The following is a 15,929-nucleotide window of genomic DNA, read 5'->3' on the forward strand; positions in this document are numbered from 1 at the left end:
TACGTTCGCTTAGTAGCGAACTAACGCAGACGCCCACGCAAAACCGCCACCAAATGCTTCTAATAGCAAATGTTGACCGCGCTGGATTCTACCGTCTCGTATCGCAGTGTCTAACGCTGTAGGAACCGTAGCGGCTGACGTATTGCCGTAATGCTCTAACGTTAGCACCACTTGATCAAGAGACATATTCAGCTTTTTAGCTGTCGCTTTGATAATTCTGAAGTTGGCTTGGTGCGGCACTAACCAATCTAAATCTGTCTTTTCCATACCGTTGGCAGACAGAGTCTGCTCAACTACCTGAGATAATTTGTTCACGGCTACTTTGAACACTTCATTGCCGCGCATTACGCCCCAGTTTTCGTGTACCGACTTTTCGTCGCCCCGAGTTGGGTTGCCTACGTAAAGAAGGTCGCCATATGAACCTGCCGCATGAATATGCGTTGATAAAATTCCAGGCTCGTCGCTTGCTTCAATGATTGTGGCCCCTGCCGCATCACCAAATAAAATGACCATGGTTCTATCAGCGGGGTCAATAAGGCGGCTTAAGCAATCAGTGCCAATAACCAGAATGCGTTTCGCCATACCTGACTTAATATACTGATCGGCCACACTCAATGCGTAGCAATATCCTGCACAGGCTGCTGCAACATCAAAGGCGGGAATGCCGTCTAAATCGAGCATGCGCTGAATTTCGCACGCCGTGCTAGGTAAAGCATAACGACCACTTGTGGTGGCACACACTATCATATCAATGGTTTTAGGATCGATACCCGCCATTTCAATGGCTTTCTTGCTGGCCTCTACACCCATGGTCGCAGCAGTTTCATCTGCACCAATTATGCGACGTTCTTTGATACCTGTGCGATCAGTAATCCACTCGTCACTGGTATCAACCATGACTTCTAAATCTGCGTTTGTGCGCACGTCATTGGGGTAATAACTGCCTGTTCCTATAAAGCGAGAATATTTGCTCAAAGTTGCTCCAACAATACCGTTTCTATCTTTGTTTTTATCTTATCCGGCAAATGCATTTCTGCTTCTTTCATTGCTTGAACAATGGCGTAATAAAAAGCATCTTTTTGTGCATTTCCGTGACTCTTGATAACAATGCCGCGCAATCCTATCAGACTCGCACCATTATACTGGTCGGGGTTCACGCTATTGTAGATAGATTTCAGTAATGGGAAGGCAATTCTAGCTAATAAACGGGTGTATAAATTCTTTTGAGACTGGCGTTTTACTTCATTAATCACTAGCTTAGCCAAACCTTCGCTCGACTTTAGCGCGATGTTACCAGTGAAGCCATCGGTGACTACAACGTCAGCATAGTCGGTGAATATATCATCACCTTCGACATAACCAATGTAATTAATGCCAGGGGCATCTCTAAAAAGCTGATCGGCAGACTTCACTTGTGCGTTGCCTTTTATATCCTCTTCGCCGACATTGAGCAGCGCGACTCTGGGAGATGAAATACCAGAGACTTCTTGAGCCAGCACTGAGCCCATCACTCCGTATTGAAAGAGAATTTCAGGCGTGCAATTAACGTTAGCCCCCAAATCGAGTAGAAAAACATTATGGTTACTCGTGGTTGGCAACATATTGATCAGTGCGGGTCTATCAATGCCTGATAAGGTTTTAAGTAAATAAAAGGAAAGTGTCAGCAAGGCGCCGGTGTTTCCGGCACTTACGCAAGCATTGGCTTGACCGCTTTTAACGCGCTCAAGTGCTCGTCGCATGGAGGAGTCTTTTTTATTTCGAAGTGCTGACGTCGGCGCTTCTCCCATTTCAACAATTTGGGAGCAATGAACAATGTCGACGCGGTCGCGTTCTTCAGAGGTAAGGGCTGTGATGCCGCTTTCAATAACTGATTCGTCGCCGCAGAGTGTGAAGCGAATATGGGGATGTAGCTGAATAGCCTTTACGGCCGCAGAAAGGATAACAGGGGGACCATGATCGCCCCCCATGATATCTAACGCGATGGTTAGCTCTGACAAAATGTAGTCGCCGTATTACGCGCCGATTACTTTCTTGCCTTTGTAGTATCCATCAGCAGTCACGTGGTGACGAAGGTGAGTTTCACCCGACGTTGAATCGACGGACAAAGTAGCACCTGTCAACGCATCGTGTGAACGACGCATACCGCGCTTAGAACGCGTTTTACGATTTTTTTGTACTGCCATAACTTACTCCTGGTCTCGCTTAAGTTCTTTCAAAACCGCGAAAGGGTTTTGTCGCTCTTGTTCCGGTTCAATCTTTCCGAATGACATCTCATCTCGCTTTATTGCACACTCCGACTCTGCATGAAGGGGTACAATTGGCAACGATAATAGTAACTCGTCTTCAAATATCTGAAGCAGACTAACTTCTCCGTGGTCGTTGACCTCTACCGGTTCGTAAGCCTCGGGAATGATGTCCTCATTTTCTTGCTCTCCTCCCTGCACTGGAGTAAAGCAAAAATCCGAATGAACGGATAAATCGAGTTCACCATTACACCTCTGACAGATAAGTGTAACATCAGTAGATAGGTGGCCGTGAAAAACAGTAAGACCCTGCTCGTCTTTTCTAAACTGTACTTCTGCGTCCACATACTCACTGCATCGGACAACTGCCCCGCTCAATCGTTCCATATCACTAGCCAAAATAACACCCCTATAATCGGAACGTTTGGTGGCGGTTTTAATCGGTTCAACCGAATGGGGTAATTTCACTTTCTGCATAGGGCGCGCATGATATAGCGTCACCCCGCTTCTGTCAAAGCAAAATTGCGATTTAACTTGGGGGGAAACAGGGTAAACTAACCGACATACCTTTATTAAGGCGTATTGACGTAGAACGCCGAAAATAAGAGCTCGAAACAGGAATACTCACCATGACTACACTAATTTTAGCCTCGTCTTCTCAATACCGCAAAAAGTTACTGGCTGATATTGGTCTACATGTAGAGACCATGAGTCCAGATATTGATGAAACGCCCAAGCCTGACGAAACCGCCCTTGAACTGAGTAAACGCTTAGCACAAGAAAAAGCGCTAAAAGTAAGCGCACGTGTGAGCAACGATGAGGCCATCGTTATTGGCAGCGACCAAGTCGCTTTTTTAGCCACAGACGAAGAATCGGTATTACTTGGTAAACCTTTAGATGTCAGTACCGCTGTTGAGCAGCTCAAACGCTGCCAAGGTAAAACTGTGTCTTTTTTTACCGCTATCTGTGTTTATCAAGCAAGTAGCGATACGTTAATAACTGATGTGGAAGAAACACGGGTTCACTTTCGTGAAAACACGACTTCTTTATTACAAGACTATGTTGAAAAAGAACGACCACTAGATTGTGCTGGTAGTTTTAAAAGCGAGGGCATGGGCGTACTTCTATTTAAACGTGTAGAAGGAAGAGACCCAAACAGTCTCATTGGGCTACCCATCATGCTGTTAAACGATATATTGTCTTCCCACTTTAAGACCAACTTGCTAAAGCTAGCTACTCGTTAGTATCATCTTGTTGTCGCTGGCTCTTCACCCAAACGCTGTTCAACTAAAAGCCGTTCTAACAGGAGAGCTCACCTATTACGCTACTTACCCAGTAAATAGTGCTGCAACTCTTTAATCGAATGCACAATCACTTTTGGTTGCAGCGCTTCTAAATGAACTTGTGCGTGAACGCCATACGACACACCTATTCTGTCCATGCCAATAGACTTAGCCATTTGCATATCATAGGTGGTATCACCAATCATCACAGCATCGCTGGCAGGAATAGCCAATTCATCGATGAGTTGCAGCAGCATATCAGGTGATGGCTTCGACTCTGCTTCATCTGCAGTGCGTGAGGCAGAGAAAAAGCTCCCCGTGTCCGTTTGTTTCCAAGCTCTGTCCAAACCTCTACGGGCTTTACCTGTGGCGACGGCAAGTGTACAGCCAGATTCTTTAAGCGCATTAAACAGTGCTTCAGCGCCATCGAATAAAGGGCATGGCGTGGTGTCTTTGGCAATAAACGCTTCTTTATAAGCTAACACTAACTGTTCTGCGAGTGCGTCATCGTCAATACCAAAAAGTTGCTTAATAGCTGGCTTAAGGCTGATACCAATAATGTGCCCCACTTCATCACGACTTGGAATTGGCATACTGCATTGCTTTGCTGCAATCTGCATGCAGTTAACAATTTTGTCTGCAGAGTCCATCACGGTGCCATCCCAATCGAAAATAACGAGTTTGTAGCGAGGCGAAATTGAAGGTATTGGCGACGTTTGTGTTTGAGGCGCTGTTGAAATGTCAGACATAAATCGTTACTACTCGTTATTTCGTGTTTAGGGCGTTTAAGGAATCGGTCAGCGCTTTATCAAGGGGTGCGGTAAACGTCATTCTTTCTTCTGTGGCTGGGTGAATAAACGCAATACTTTGGGCATGAAGAAATAATCGGTCTAATCCTTTTTCTCTCATACTGGCATCGAAGTCACTATCGCCATACTTTGGATCGCAAGCAATAGGATGCCCTGCGTGCAAACAGTGCACGCGTATCTGGTGCGTTCGACCAGTAATCGGTGAGGCTTCAACCAGCGTTGCCCCAGCAAACTGCTTTAATATTCTGTAACGGGTTTCAGAAGGCTTACCATCATCACTGACGCTGACCATTCGCTCACCTGATTGCAGGGTGTTTTTTCTAAGAGGCGCCTTTACCTTAAATCGATTTGCCGGCCACTCACCTGCGACAAGCGCATTATAACGCTTATCCATTTTGCCTGTACGCAGCTGTTCATGCATATGACGCAGTGCTGAGCGCTTCTTGGCGATGAGCATGCAGCCTGATGTATCGCGATCGAGTCGGTGCACAAGTTCCATAAACTTTGCGTCTGGACGTAATGCTCTTAATCCTTCGATTAGACCAAAACTTAAGCCGCTTCCGCCGTGAACTGCAATACCGGTAGGCTTATTCATGACAATGAGACGATCGTCTTCAAATAAAATGTGCGATTCAAGTGCCGCTATCTTATCAAGTTTGGGTGAGGGTGCTGGCGCGCCCTCAGATACTCTGACAGGCGGTATGCGTATTACGTCGTCAGCTTGAAGTTTATATTCAGGTTTTATCCTACCTTTATTAACGCGTACTTCGCCTTTGCGTAAAATGCGATAAATCATACTCTTTGGCACACCCTTCAATTGAGTGCGTAAAAAGTTGTCGATGCGTTGGCCTGCTAAATCGGCCTCTACCGTTATAAAACGGACTTTTTGGGGAGCTTGTTCTTTCATGCCATTGATTATACCGCAATGCTTCGCCGCCAACATTATGAAAATATCTATTTGCTAAAATTTCTTGTTTTTGGCTCTTTTTTGCTCTGAGCTCATCGTTTTATGAAAATATCTCAGTATTAGTTGCTTTTATTCACCGACTTACCTTGCTTAATTTTGCTTATTGGTGCGATAATCGTTAGTGGTTTTTACACGAAACAAACGCGAATAATAACCTTGCGCAAACGCGCTCATTTTGCGAACACAACGCGTAAAAACAACATAGACGATATTGAAGCAAAAACGACGACATATTGCGGTCGATGCTTCACGTCGCAAACGAAAAAGCATGAGTTAGATGTCGGTAGTGTCAGTAAAGAAACAAGACATTTCATACCGAACTCGCTAAGAGGCAACGACAACACTGCCGTAGTAAAGCGAAACCGTGCTTGCGAACATAAAATAAGTTTGCCGTTTAGCCAACAGAATTAAATGACAAACAAGCGAGGCTCATTATTTCGCTTGTTAAAATGAAAATTGAAATAAGGGTTTGTCGCTCCCGACATCCTCAAAGCAGCGTGGCCTTAGATAAGGTCAGTCGTTTAGGTAAAATAGACAAGCAAAAACAACGTTTGTAACCTGTAACGCTGACAGAGATGCATTTAGAAAGTGCATAGGCTACCCACTCGGGATAATGCGATGTAACAACAAAGTCCCCGTCCAACCGTGAGGTTGCGCGGTGAGGGTTTGCACATGTCACTTTAATTTTGTGTCTTAACGGCTGTACAAAAACAGAGTTAGATACAATGAAAAGAATGTTAATTAATGCAACTCAACAAGAAGAGTTGCGTGTTGCTCTAGTAGACGGGCAACGCTTGTACGACCTAGATATTGAAAGTCCTGGGCACGAGCAAAAGAAAGCAAATATTTACAAAGGCAAGATAACCCGCGTAGAGCCAAGCTTAGAAGCGGCTTTCGTCGATTATGGCGCTGACCGCCACGGTTTCCTCCCTCTTAAAGAAATAGCCCGCACTTACTTCCCTAAAGGTTACAAGTTTGAAGGCCGCCCTAACATTAAAGATGTTATCAAGGAAGGTCAGGAAGTTATTATACAAATCGATAAAGAAGAGCGTGGCCAAAAAGGCGCAGCACTGACTACTTTCTTATCGTTAGCAGGCAGTTATTTAGTTCTTATGCCAAACAACCCTCGTGCTGGCGGTATTTCCCGTCGTATCGAAGGTGATGAGCGTACAGAGCTTAAAGAATCATTAGGCAAATTAGACCTTCCAGATGGAATGGGACTTATTGTGCGCACGGCTGGCGTTGGCAAGTCGTATGAAGAATTAGAGTGGGATTTAAAAGTACTTCTTAAGCACTGGGACGCGATATCTGCAGTGGCCCAAGACCGTGAAGCACCGTTCTTAATTCACCAAGAAAGTAACGTTATTGTTCGCGCTATTCGCGATTACCTACGTCGTGATATCGGTGAAATTCTCATCGACAAAACCAGTATATACGAGCAAGCGCTTCAGCATATCGAACTGGTTCGCCCCGACTTTGCAAACCGCGTAAAACTGTATCGCGGTGAAGTACCGTTGTTTAGCCACTACCAAATTGAAAGTCAGATTGAATCAGCATTCCAAAGAGAAGTGCGCTTACCATCGGGCGGTTCAATTGTTATTGACCCAACAGAAGCGTTAACCTCTATTGATATCAACTCTGCCCGTTCAACAAAAGGCGGAGATATTGAAGAAACGGCACTGAACACAAATCTTGAAGCGGCTGATGAAATTGCTCGCCAGTTGCGTTTACGTGACCTCGGTGGGTTAGTGGTTATCGACTTTATTGATATGACTCCAGTTAGACATCAGCGCGATGTGGAAAACCGCATGAAAGACGCGGTACGAAGCGATAGAGCGCGCGTGCAGTTAGGCCGAATTTCACGCTTTGGTCTTCTTGAAATGTCTCGTCAGCGTTTGCGCCCTTCTCTTGGTGAATCTGCCCATCACGTATGTCCACGTTGTTCAGGTCACGGCACTATTCGTGGTACTGAGTCTCTTGCACTTTCTATCCTTCGCATATTAGAAGAAGAAAGTATTAAAGAGAATACGGGACAGATTGAAGCGCAGCTTCCAGTGTCGGTGGCAACTTACCTGTTAAATGAAAAGCGCAAGTCCATTCAGCTTCTTGAAAAGCGTCATGGTGTTGATTTGCTGCTTATTCCAAACGCAAATTTAGAAACGCCTCATTATCAAGTAGAGCGCCGTCGTCCAGATGATGCCCTGCAAGATGCAAGCTATGAAGTTGAGTTAATGCCTGCTGTTGAAACAGAGAAAGTGACGACGACCACTGCCCCTGTTAAACGTGAAGAGCCCGCACTTAAAGGCCTTGTTGCTCCTACTACGGCAGCGCCTGTTGCTCAGCCTAAAGTTCAGGAACAAACGGCGCAGACAAACGAATCTCCATCATTATTCGCTCGCATTGGTAAGTGGATAAACGATGTATTTGGCGATAGCAACAAGCCTGAAGCTAAGCCGAAGGAAAACCAAGAGAAAGACGAGAAAACGTCGTCTAATTACAAAGGTAAAAACCCGCGTAATACTCGCAATAATGACGACCGTCGTCGTAAGCCTCGTAAAAATACCCGTCGCAATGGTCCAACTCAAGCAAAAGACGGTGAGCAGGAACAACGCCCACCACGCAGTGATCAAGACGACAAGCGCAATAACCGTGGCCGCAAGCCTCGTAGAGCGCAGCAGCCTCGTGACGAGCAGCAAAAGCCAAATCACGAAAAGCCTCAACAAGACGCTCCTGTTAATGACAATGTGGAACAACAGGACAATCAAGTTGAGAAGAAACGTGAAGTTGCCGAGCGCAGAAAGCGTCGTGATAAGCGTCGCAGCGTTCGAGTGAACAAAGATGACTCCGCAAATGCTAATGCGCAAAGTGCGCCAAAAGCTGAAACTAAACCAGCTGCACCTAAGAAGCCAGAAAGCGCTGAGAAGCAGCCTGAGGAGCAAATTGTTAACACTGCGCCTGTTACTGAAGACGCAGCAGGAAAGCCGTTAGAGAAGCATCACGCTAAGCAAAAAACGGTTATCGGTTCGACGGCAGAAACCTCTGACGCCAACGAGGAAACTCAAGAAGCAGCAGTGATCTCTGAGCTAACTAATGACGAAAACGGCCAAAAACGTGAAAGCAGAGGACGTTCACGTCGCTCTCCTCGTCACGTTCGCGCTGCAGGTCAACGTCGTAAGAAAGAAGCACAGCAAAATGAGGAAGGTACTACCGAGGGTAGTAACGACAATCATAATAATACTGCGCCAGTAAGCGCTGATGAAACGCAGGCTACACAGCCTGGCGTGCTCGCTTCAGAAGCACAATCGAATGACATTAAAGCAGCGGTTACCGACACTGCTGAGCAAACAACGTCAACCGCTGAAGAGACTAAGTCGCCTGTTACTGACGCTTCTGTTCAGTCTGAAGAGCTAGCGAAAAAATCAGCGACAGCGCCAAGTGTTGAAGCGGTTCAAGATGAATTGCAATTTGAGGCAGCCCCGCAAGCAGATGAAGCAGCAAAAGCAAGTGGTACTCAAGAAGAAGCACCTGTAAAAGCGGCTCAACAAGATGACGCAGAAACAGCAACACCAAAGCAAGTTGAAATAAACTTAGCAGAGGAAGCTGAGGCCGCTACTGTGACAACTACTGAGCAAGCGTCAACAGAGGCAACAGAAGCGCCTGCTGATGAGCAGTCTGTGACTGAAGAGAAGCCTGCAGTGGTTGAAGAGCCTTCAGCGGGTAAGGAGCTTTCAGCGGATAAAGAGCCTTCAGCGCCTTCTAAGCCTGTAGCTGATGAAAAGCCTGTAACGCCTGCAACAGCTAAAAAGGCTGACAAGCCAGCGTCGCCACTAGGTGCTAGCGGAACAGGGAAACGCAGAGCGTCTCACCCAATGACAACCCCTGCATCTGTTGACGATGAGTTTGTCGATGTGAAGCTTACAGCGAAGTCAGATGATTCTCGCCCCGCTATAACGGTTTGCGGTAAAACTGCAAACATGGCTCAGGTATCAGCGCGAGCATCTGCTCCTGCCACACTGCCAGGCAGCGTAGATTAAGCGTTTGCTAGAACCTTTGAGATAAAACGTCTCTAATAATAAAAGCCGCTGTTTAAAGCGGCTTTTTTATGCCTCTCGTCCTAAAATACGTTATAAAAATAAGGAGCTAAGCGATGAGTCAACCCGTTAACCCACACTTCATATCTTGGCTAGAACAACATTGTCAGGCAAACGCAATTGAGACATCGCTTATTCAAACACTATGGAGCGGCTATGGCGCCTGCTTTCGCGCAACGCTGCAACCTGCTGGAAACAGTCACCTTGCTGCGCCTTTATCTGCGGTGGTGAAATGCGCGGTGACACCTGTAACTCAAGAACATCCTCGAGGCTGGAACGGTGATGCTGGCCATCACAGAAAGCTACGCTCATTTGCTATAGAAAATAGTTTTTACCAGCACGTTCAACCTTTTACCACCGAACGCTGTAAAACCCCTCGCTGTATCGCAGCCGCGAACGACGGTGACAGCACGTTATTAGTCATGGAAGACCTTGGAGAGTTAGGTTTTACGCAAACAACCCTCGAACTGTCAGTAGCGCAGGCCGAGGTAGTGCTTACCTGGTTGGCTGAATTTCACAGTCGCTTTATTCACACAAAATCGTACTTTCAAACTAATAATGTATTGCTTTGGGATACGGGTACCTATTGGCATTTAAAAACCCGTGAAGATGAATACCAAGCCATGACTCCCTGCCAATTAAAAGATAGCGCAAGTAAAATAGACAACGCGCTGAACAACGCTAAATATCAAACCTTGGTGCATGGTGATGCCAAGGTCGCCAATTTTTGTTTTACACCTGATTATCAATCTTGCGCGGCAGTAGACTTTCAATACGTTGGGTTTGGTGTAGGTGTAAAAGACGTGGCGTATTTTTTAGGGAGCGCGCTAAGTGAAGATGATCAAGTAACGTATTCTGAGCATTGTTTAGAGGTTTATTTTAATGCGCTAGCGCTCGCCTTACACCAGCGCTGCTCAATGGGTTCTCAAGCATGCGAATCTGTGCCGCCAGCAGCACTGGAAAAGTCAGAAATACCTCTACTCATCAACGAGTGGCGTACACTCTACCCCATCGCTTGTGCTGACTTTCATCGATTTTTAGCAGGGTGGAGTCCACATCATTGGAAAATTGATAAAGCGCTACAGCATCAAACCGCTATTGCGTTATCAATGCTGGAAGGCAGCACTGATTAAGAATTCAGGTTTATTTTAGAATACAATTAATTAGGATATTTGGGATAGCGACATTTGGATTACTGGGTTTATAAGTGACCAATTTACAATAACATAACGTAATAGTTATAAATACCGGAAGCTTACTGCTCTTATGTACAAACGCAAACTATACCTTTTTGGCCTTCTCTCTACCTTTATTCTATTCATCGCTCTTGCTAGCGCTGCGGTAACTGCACATCTTACGCGAACCAATTTAGAACAAAGTCAGCTGGCTCAGTCCTTATTGTCTGAACATCAGCAGCTTTCCAGTACATCCTACCGACTATTTAAACAACTGACTGACGAACTTATCTTCGGTAAAAGTGCAAACCAAGCAAACGTAAGAAATAAACAGGAAAGAATTGACCAATCTATAGCAAGAATAAAACAATTTGAGCTTGCTCAGCGTGACGCTCTTGGCCTTGACGCAACTCAGGGAAGTGTTGAAGACACTGACGAACTAGAGGCATTGATTGGCAGTATTGTCGACGAATTTCGCGCTATAGCCGCGCGCAATGATAGTACACCATTAAAAGAGCAAGAAAGACTGCATACGCTGCTTGAAAGCACCATTGATAATCAATTTCGAGAAGCCATTAATACCGCTGTTGTGCGCCAAAGCAGCGTGGTGTCGGGCATTAATTCAAGTATAGACACACTGAATACCAGTATTGTTTGGTTTACCATTATTTTAGGTGCCATTACATGTCCGTTTATCTTATTAGGATGCTATTGGCTATTTAATGCGTTGTATCATCCGCTCACTGTTATTCGAACGGGAACAGACGCTATTGCCTCCGGTAACTATCATTATAGGCTACCAGAAACTCTCGATAGCGAATTTACCGATTTAGTTAAAGCGTTTAATTCTATGATTGTGCGGCTTGGCGCCCATGAAGACAAAGCGTCTGCACACCGAAAGCAACTTGAGTATGAGGTGGAAACACGAACGCGGGCACTGCAGGAGGTCAATAACAAGCTGACGCAACTCGATACTAAACGCCGTCAATTTATGGCGGATGTCAGCCATGAGCTGCGCACCCCTCTCACTATTATTCGAGGAGAAGCGCAGGTAACCCTTCGTCAACAAACCGCTACTGTGGAAATTTACCAAGAAACGCTTAACACCATTTTAGAGCAATCGGTAAAGCTCAGTAAGCTGGTAGACGATCTGCTTTTATTAGCAAGGGCTGAAATGCACGAATTTACCTTAGACGTTGCTCAGTGCACGCTCGAGAGCGAACTTTCTGAACAAGTGACCAAGTGGCAGAAAGTGATTAAAACACGTGACATTACTTTTCAGAGCCAACTTCAACACAATCAGAGCGTTGTGATAGACAAAGAGCGAATCATTCAGGCATTAACCATTTTGATTGAGAACGCTAATAAATATTCCTCGCCCGGCACCCCCATCGTAGTATCACTAGATGATGATAATAACTGGATACGTATTAATATCATGGATACCAGCGAAGGTATTTCTTCTTCCGACTTGGAGCATATTTTTGAACGCTTTGTTCGCCTTAAGCGACAGGGAGATGGCATGGGTTTAGGTCTTTCAATTGCAAAAGCCATTGCTGAAGCGCATGGCGGAACACTAACGGCAAGCTCAGTGCTATCAAAGGGGTCGGTCTTTACAATATCCTTGAAAAAACCAGCATCGCATTAACGCTAGCGCCGGCTCTTAGGGCTAACAGCGAACAAACAAGAAAGAGAAGAGACAAGCTATAATGAAAATTTTAATTGCCGACGATGAGGCGCCTCTATTGCGATTTTTATCTCGCGGCCTCACTGCCGAGGGATATCAATGCGTAGAAGAGAGTACGTTACACAATCTAATTACACGAATTCGGCAAGAGTCGCCAAGTATTGCTGTGCTAGATAGAATGTTTGGCGATGAGGACAGTGTCGAGCTTTTACCCACGATAAAGGCCATGCCAAATGCACCAATGGTATTACTACTGACTGCCGTGGATGACGTAAAAGAGCGCGTTAATGGCCTTACTTTAGGTGCTGATGACTATTTATGTAAACCTTTCGACTTTGACGAATTATTAGCGCGTATCACTGCACTAAAACGCAGAGCGGGGTCGGCAACTGTGGACGACAGTTTAACAGTGGGCCCCTTGCAAATTGATAAAGATTCTAGAATTGTGACCTTGTGCGGCGATGAGCTATCACTTACAAAGCTAGAGTATGACACCTTGTATTATTTTGCTGAAAATGCGGAGAAAGTGCTCTCGCGAGAACGGATACTGAGTCGAGTTTGGAAAAGCCATAGCGATCCACTCACTAACGTTGTCGATGTGTATATCAGTCGCCTAAGGCAAAAGCTTAGCGCCAATGACTCAATTTCAATAGAAACATTGCGGGGAAATGGTTATCGTTTAACGGTAAAATAAAACCGCAAATAAAAAAAGCCCAACGAAGGGACAACGTTGGGCATAGTTGTAGCGATAATGGCGGTGTTGTCGTTAACACGGTTTATCATTGGCACACACATCAAATCCTTAACCCAAGATATTCCGCCGACATCCCTGATGTCCTTTAAGCATCAGGGCAACTGCACTTGCTACCCTTTGTATAGTAGAGAAAAATTATAACGAAACCTTTTACGCTTGATTAAAAGTAGATGAACAGAAGATTAAAAACCCTCTGCCCTTCTACCTCTGCCCTTCTACCTCCGTCCTTCTACCTCTACCCTTCTACTGTCGCCACTAATACATTCAACCTTCTACCGGTTAACTAAAAGAATCCGAGTGGATCCTCGCTATAACTAACTAACAGGTTTTTGGTTTGTTGATAGTGACTAAGCGCTAGCTTGTGCGTCTCTCGGCCAATGCCTGATTTTTTATATCCTCCAAAAGCGGCATGGGCAGGATACATGTGATAGCAGTTAGTCCATACCCTGCCCGCTTCTATTTTGCGTCCCATGCGATAGGCCAAATTCATATTTCGACTCCACACGCCAGCACCTAAACCAAACTCGGAACTATTGGCCAATTTGAGGGCTTCAGCTTCATCTTTAAACGTAGACATAGAAATAACGGGCCCAAAAATTTCCTCTTGAAACACTCGCATATCGTTGGTGCCTTTCAACAGCGTTGGCTGAATATAAAAACCGCCGTTGAGTTCGTCAGTTAGCTTTTCTATATTGCCGCCGGTAAGCACCTCTGCGCCTTCTTTCTTGCCGATATCAATGTAATTTAAAATTTTATTAAACTGGGCTTCAGATGCCTGAGCACCAACCATGGTTTCGGTATCAAGAGGGTTACCGCGTATAATTTGGGCGGTACGCTCAAGTATTTTCTCCATAAACTTGTCGTATATATCCTCTTGGATGAATAAGCGAGATGGACAGGTACACACTTCCCCTTGGTTAAAGTACGCGAGCACTGCTCCTTCAATCGCTTTTGAAAGAAATGCATCATCGTGGTCCATGACATCGTTGAAGAATATATTAGGTGACTTACCGCCAAGCTCTACGGTAGAGGGAATAATATTATCTGCAGCACATTTCAAAATATGAGAGCCAACAGGGGTAGAGCCTGTAAAGGCAATTTTGGCAATTCGTTTACTGGTTGCTAGCGCTTCTCCGGCTTCTTTGCCAAACCCGTTGACAATGTTGAGTACTCCCGGCGGAAGTAAATCACCCACTATTTCGGCTAACACTAAGATAGATGCAGGCGTTTGCTCGGCAGGCTTAAGCACAACGCAATTCCCAGCGGCCAGCGCAGGTGCTAATTTCCAAGCGGCCATCAGAATAGGAAAATTCCAGGGAATAATTTGCCCCACCACACCCAGAGGCTCGTGAAAATGATAGGCAACCGTTGTTTCATCAATTTCACCAATAGAGCCATCTTGCGAACGCAAGCAACCGGCAAAGTATCTAAAGTGATCTGCTGCTAAAGGAATATCTGCAGCGAGGGTTTCCCGCACTGCTTTACCGTTATCCCACGAATCGGCAACAGCGAGTAGCTCGAGGTTTTCATCAATGCGATCTGCAATTTTAAGGAGGATATTGCTGCGCTCAGTAACCGAAGTGGTTCCCCACTCAGCTTTCACGGCATGGGCTTTATCCAGCGCAAGATTAATGTCAGCACTATCTGAACGGGGTATTTTACAGAATACTTTGCCGTTAACTGGGCTAATATTGTCAAAATAGTTCCCATTGACCGGCTTCACCCACTCTCCTCCAATGTAATTCCCATACTCAGATTTAAAGTTTACGAGGGCACCATCGCTTCCAGGATTTGCATAAATCATATCTTTACTCTCTTTTTGTTGTTTAAAGGGGTAAATCGCTATCGCTATTAGTCGTAACTCTTGACGAAAAAAACATGCTTTATATTTACCATTGCTTTACATTAAACTAACAAATTGGCGTTCTCTTGATTTGCTGTCCAAGAAACTTGTCTGTAATTCCACAATTAACAAGTACAAGAAAAAGTACAGGAAAAAGTAAAGGTTAAAGATGCACACACCAAGATTAGATAAAAAGCGTCAACAGCTTGATGTATTGATTGAAAATAAGGTGACGTTTGCTGCCGACAACAGTGAACTGAGTATTTACGATACCTACGAAAGCGCTCAAAAAGTGGCGCTTCACTCAGATGAACTTCTTTTTTGCGCCATGCTGACTGGCAAAAAAATTATGCATGTGGATAGTAGTCAGTATCACAACGCTTTTTTACCTCATGAGTCTTTTGTCATTGCGCCAAAACAGAAGGTGCTGATTGACTTCCCTCAAGCTTCGTTAAATACCCCTACCACATGCCTTGCGATTGAAATAAGTAAAGATAAGATTAACGCAGTATCTGAGGCGCTGAATATGCAGCAGAGAATAGCGTCAGACGGATTGTTTGAATACACACCAGATTTAGTACATACAAAGCACAATGCTCAAACCCAACAGCTTCTAGAGCGAATGGTACATTTATTCAGTGAGCAGGGCGCAGAGCGTCACTATTTAATTGATTTATCGCTGAATGAACTGATCACTCGTTTGCTTCAGCAACAAAGCCGAGATTTGCTGCTTGCTAGCTCACAGACACTGCAACTTAAAGGGAAAATAAGTAACGCGATTGAATACATAGAAAGCCATTTAGCAGAAGAATTGGATATCAATGAGTTGTGTAAAATAGCGTGTATGAGCAGAAGCAAGTTTTATCAGCAGTTTAGACTGGCCTTTGGCACCACACCAGCGCTGTTTCAAAGGCAGTTAAGATTACAAAAAGCCCGCTCTCAACTGTTAAAAGGCAAGGCAATTAGCAGCGTATGCTTTGATTTAGGCTTTAATAGCGCAAGCCACTTCAGTCGCTTATTCAAACAAGCTTTTGGCATTGCCCCACGGGAATGCCGACACTAGCCTTCGTGCTAATG

Annotated in this window: 13 protein-coding genes; 6 read left to right on the forward strand and 7 right to left on the reverse strand. The window is 45.1% G+C overall.

Features of this window, described 5'->3' with window-relative positions; genetic code table 11:
- Positions 1-9: 9 nt before the first annotated feature.
- Genes AC27HD_RS03370 through yceD form a run of 4 tightly spaced genes read right to left on the reverse strand, consistent with a single transcriptional unit; the run spans position 10 to position 2,720 of the window.
- On the reverse strand, positions 10-975 hold the full coding sequence (locus tag AC27HD_RS03370) for a beta-ketoacyl-ACP synthase III (RefSeq protein ID WP_032095797.1): 966 nt from the start codon (positions 973-975) through the stop codon (positions 10-12).
- Entirely contained in the window at positions 972-1,997 is a 1,026-nt protein-coding gene (plsX, locus tag AC27HD_RS03375; protein ID WP_487103778.1) for a phosphate acyltransferase PlsX, read from the reverse strand. Before plsX ends, AC27HD_RS03370 begins: the two co-directional genes overlap by 4 nt.
- Before the next feature lie 15 nt (positions 1,998-2,012).
- Positions 2,013-2,183, reverse strand: a complete 171-nt coding sequence (gene rpmF, locus AC27HD_RS03380; RefSeq protein WP_032095795.1) for a 50S ribosomal protein L32 — start codon at positions 2,181-2,183, stop codon at positions 2,013-2,015.
- Positions 2,184-2,186: 3 nt separating this feature from the next.
- Entirely contained in the window at positions 2,187-2,720 is a 534-nt protein-coding gene (yceD, locus tag AC27HD_RS03385; protein ID WP_032095794.1) for a 23S rRNA accumulation protein YceD, read from the reverse strand.
- Positions 2,721-2,872: 152 nt separating this feature from the next.
- Between yceD and AC27HD_RS03390 the strand changes: the two genes are divergently transcribed.
- Entirely contained in the window at positions 2,873-3,487 is a 615-nt protein-coding gene (locus AC27HD_RS03390) for a Maf family protein (RefSeq protein WP_487103780.1), read from the forward strand.
- An 80-nt stretch (positions 3,488-3,567) separates the two neighbouring features.
- On the opposite strand, the gene AC27HD_RS03395 is transcribed toward AC27HD_RS03390, so the two are convergent.
- Both AC27HD_RS03395 and rluC read right to left on the reverse strand, forming a co-directional pair.
- Complete coding sequence (locus AC27HD_RS03395) at positions 3,568-4,275, reverse strand: HAD family hydrolase (protein WP_032095792.1); 708 nt, start codon at positions 4,273-4,275, stop codon at positions 3,568-3,570.
- A gap of 16 nt (positions 4,276-4,291) precedes the next feature.
- Positions 4,292-5,242 (reverse strand): 23S rRNA pseudouridine(955/2504/2580) synthase RluC, encoded by a 951-nt coding sequence (gene rluC / locus AC27HD_RS03400; RefSeq protein ID WP_032095878.1) that lies wholly within the window; start codon positions 5,240-5,242, stop codon positions 4,292-4,294.
- Positions 5,243-6,027: 785 nt separating this feature from the next.
- Between rluC and rne the strand changes: the two genes are divergently transcribed.
- The 4 genes from rne (at position 6,028) to AC27HD_RS03420 (ending at position 12,949) form a co-directional block, all read left to right on the forward strand.
- Positions 6,028-9,336, forward strand: coding sequence for a ribonuclease E (gene rne / locus AC27HD_RS03405; protein ID WP_487103783.1), 3,309 nt, complete (start codon positions 6,028-6,030; stop codon positions 9,334-9,336).
- A 113-nt stretch (positions 9,337-9,449) separates the two neighbouring features.
- Positions 9,450-10,526 (forward strand): phosphotransferase, encoded by a 1,077-nt coding sequence (locus tag AC27HD_RS03410; RefSeq protein ID WP_487103785.1) that lies wholly within the window; start codon positions 9,450-9,452, stop codon positions 10,524-10,526.
- Between the two features lie 133 nt (positions 10,527-10,659).
- Positions 10,660-12,216: a sensor histidine kinase gene (locus tag AC27HD_RS03415; RefSeq protein ID WP_487103787.1), complete on the forward strand. Its 1,557-nt coding sequence runs from the start codon at positions 10,660-10,662 to the stop codon at positions 12,214-12,216.
- Positions 12,217-12,277: 61 nt separating this feature from the next.
- Complete coding sequence (locus AC27HD_RS03420) at positions 12,278-12,949, forward strand: response regulator transcription factor (RefSeq protein ID WP_032095789.1); 672 nt, start codon at positions 12,278-12,280, stop codon at positions 12,947-12,949.
- Between the two features lie 343 nt (positions 12,950-13,292).
- Here the strand turns inward: AC27HD_RS03420 and exaC are convergent, their stop codons facing one another.
- Complete coding sequence (exaC, locus tag AC27HD_RS03425; RefSeq protein ID WP_487103788.1) at positions 13,293-14,813, reverse strand: acetaldehyde dehydrogenase ExaC; 1,521 nt, start codon at positions 14,811-14,813, stop codon at positions 13,293-13,295.
- A gap of 208 nt (positions 14,814-15,021) precedes the next feature.
- Between exaC and AC27HD_RS03430 the strand changes: the two genes are divergently transcribed.
- Positions 15,022-15,915: an AraC family transcriptional regulator gene (locus tag AC27HD_RS03430; protein ID WP_487103789.1), complete on the forward strand. Its 894-nt coding sequence runs from the start codon at positions 15,022-15,024 to the stop codon at positions 15,913-15,915.
- Positions 15,916-15,929: the final 14 nt, after the last annotated feature.

This window comes from Alteromonas sp. 4NS20-0143 (assembly GCF_057542855.1).

Coding starts and splice junctions, on each gene's coding strand:
- rpmF (WP_032095795.1), bottom strand. CDS start 2,183: ATGGCAGTACAAAAAAATCGTAAAACGCGTTCTAAGCGCGGTATGCGT.
- exaC (WP_487103788.1), bottom strand. CDS start 14,813: ATGATTTATGCAAATCCTGGAAGCGATGGTGCCCTCGTAAACTTTAAA.
- AC27HD_RS03390 (WP_487103780.1), top strand. CDS start 2,873: ATGACTACACTAATTTTAGCCTCGTCTTCTCAATACCGCAAAAAGTTA.
- AC27HD_RS03430 (WP_487103789.1), top strand. CDS start 15,022: ATGCACACACCAAGATTAGATAAAAAGCGTCAACAGCTTGATGTATTG.
- yceD (WP_032095794.1), bottom strand. CDS start 2,720: ATGCAGAAAGTGAAATTACCCCATTCGGTTGAACCGATTAAAACCGCC.
- rne (WP_487103783.1), top strand. CDS start 6,028: ATGAAAAGAATGTTAATTAATGCAACTCAACAAGAAGAGTTGCGTGTT.
- rluC (WP_032095878.1), bottom strand. CDS start 5,242: ATGAAAGAACAAGCTCCCCAAAAAGTCCGTTTTATAACGGTAGAGGCC.
- AC27HD_RS03420 (WP_032095789.1), top strand. CDS start 12,278: ATGAAAATTTTAATTGCCGACGATGAGGCGCCTCTATTGCGATTTTTA.
- AC27HD_RS03410 (WP_487103785.1), top strand. CDS start 9,450: ATGAGTCAACCCGTTAACCCACACTTCATATCTTGGCTAGAACAACAT.
- AC27HD_RS03415 (WP_487103787.1), top strand. CDS start 10,660: ATGTACAAACGCAAACTATACCTTTTTGGCCTTCTCTCTACCTTTATT.
- AC27HD_RS03395 (WP_032095792.1), bottom strand. CDS start 4,275: ATGTCTGACATTTCAACAGCGCCTCAAACACAAACGTCGCCAATACCT.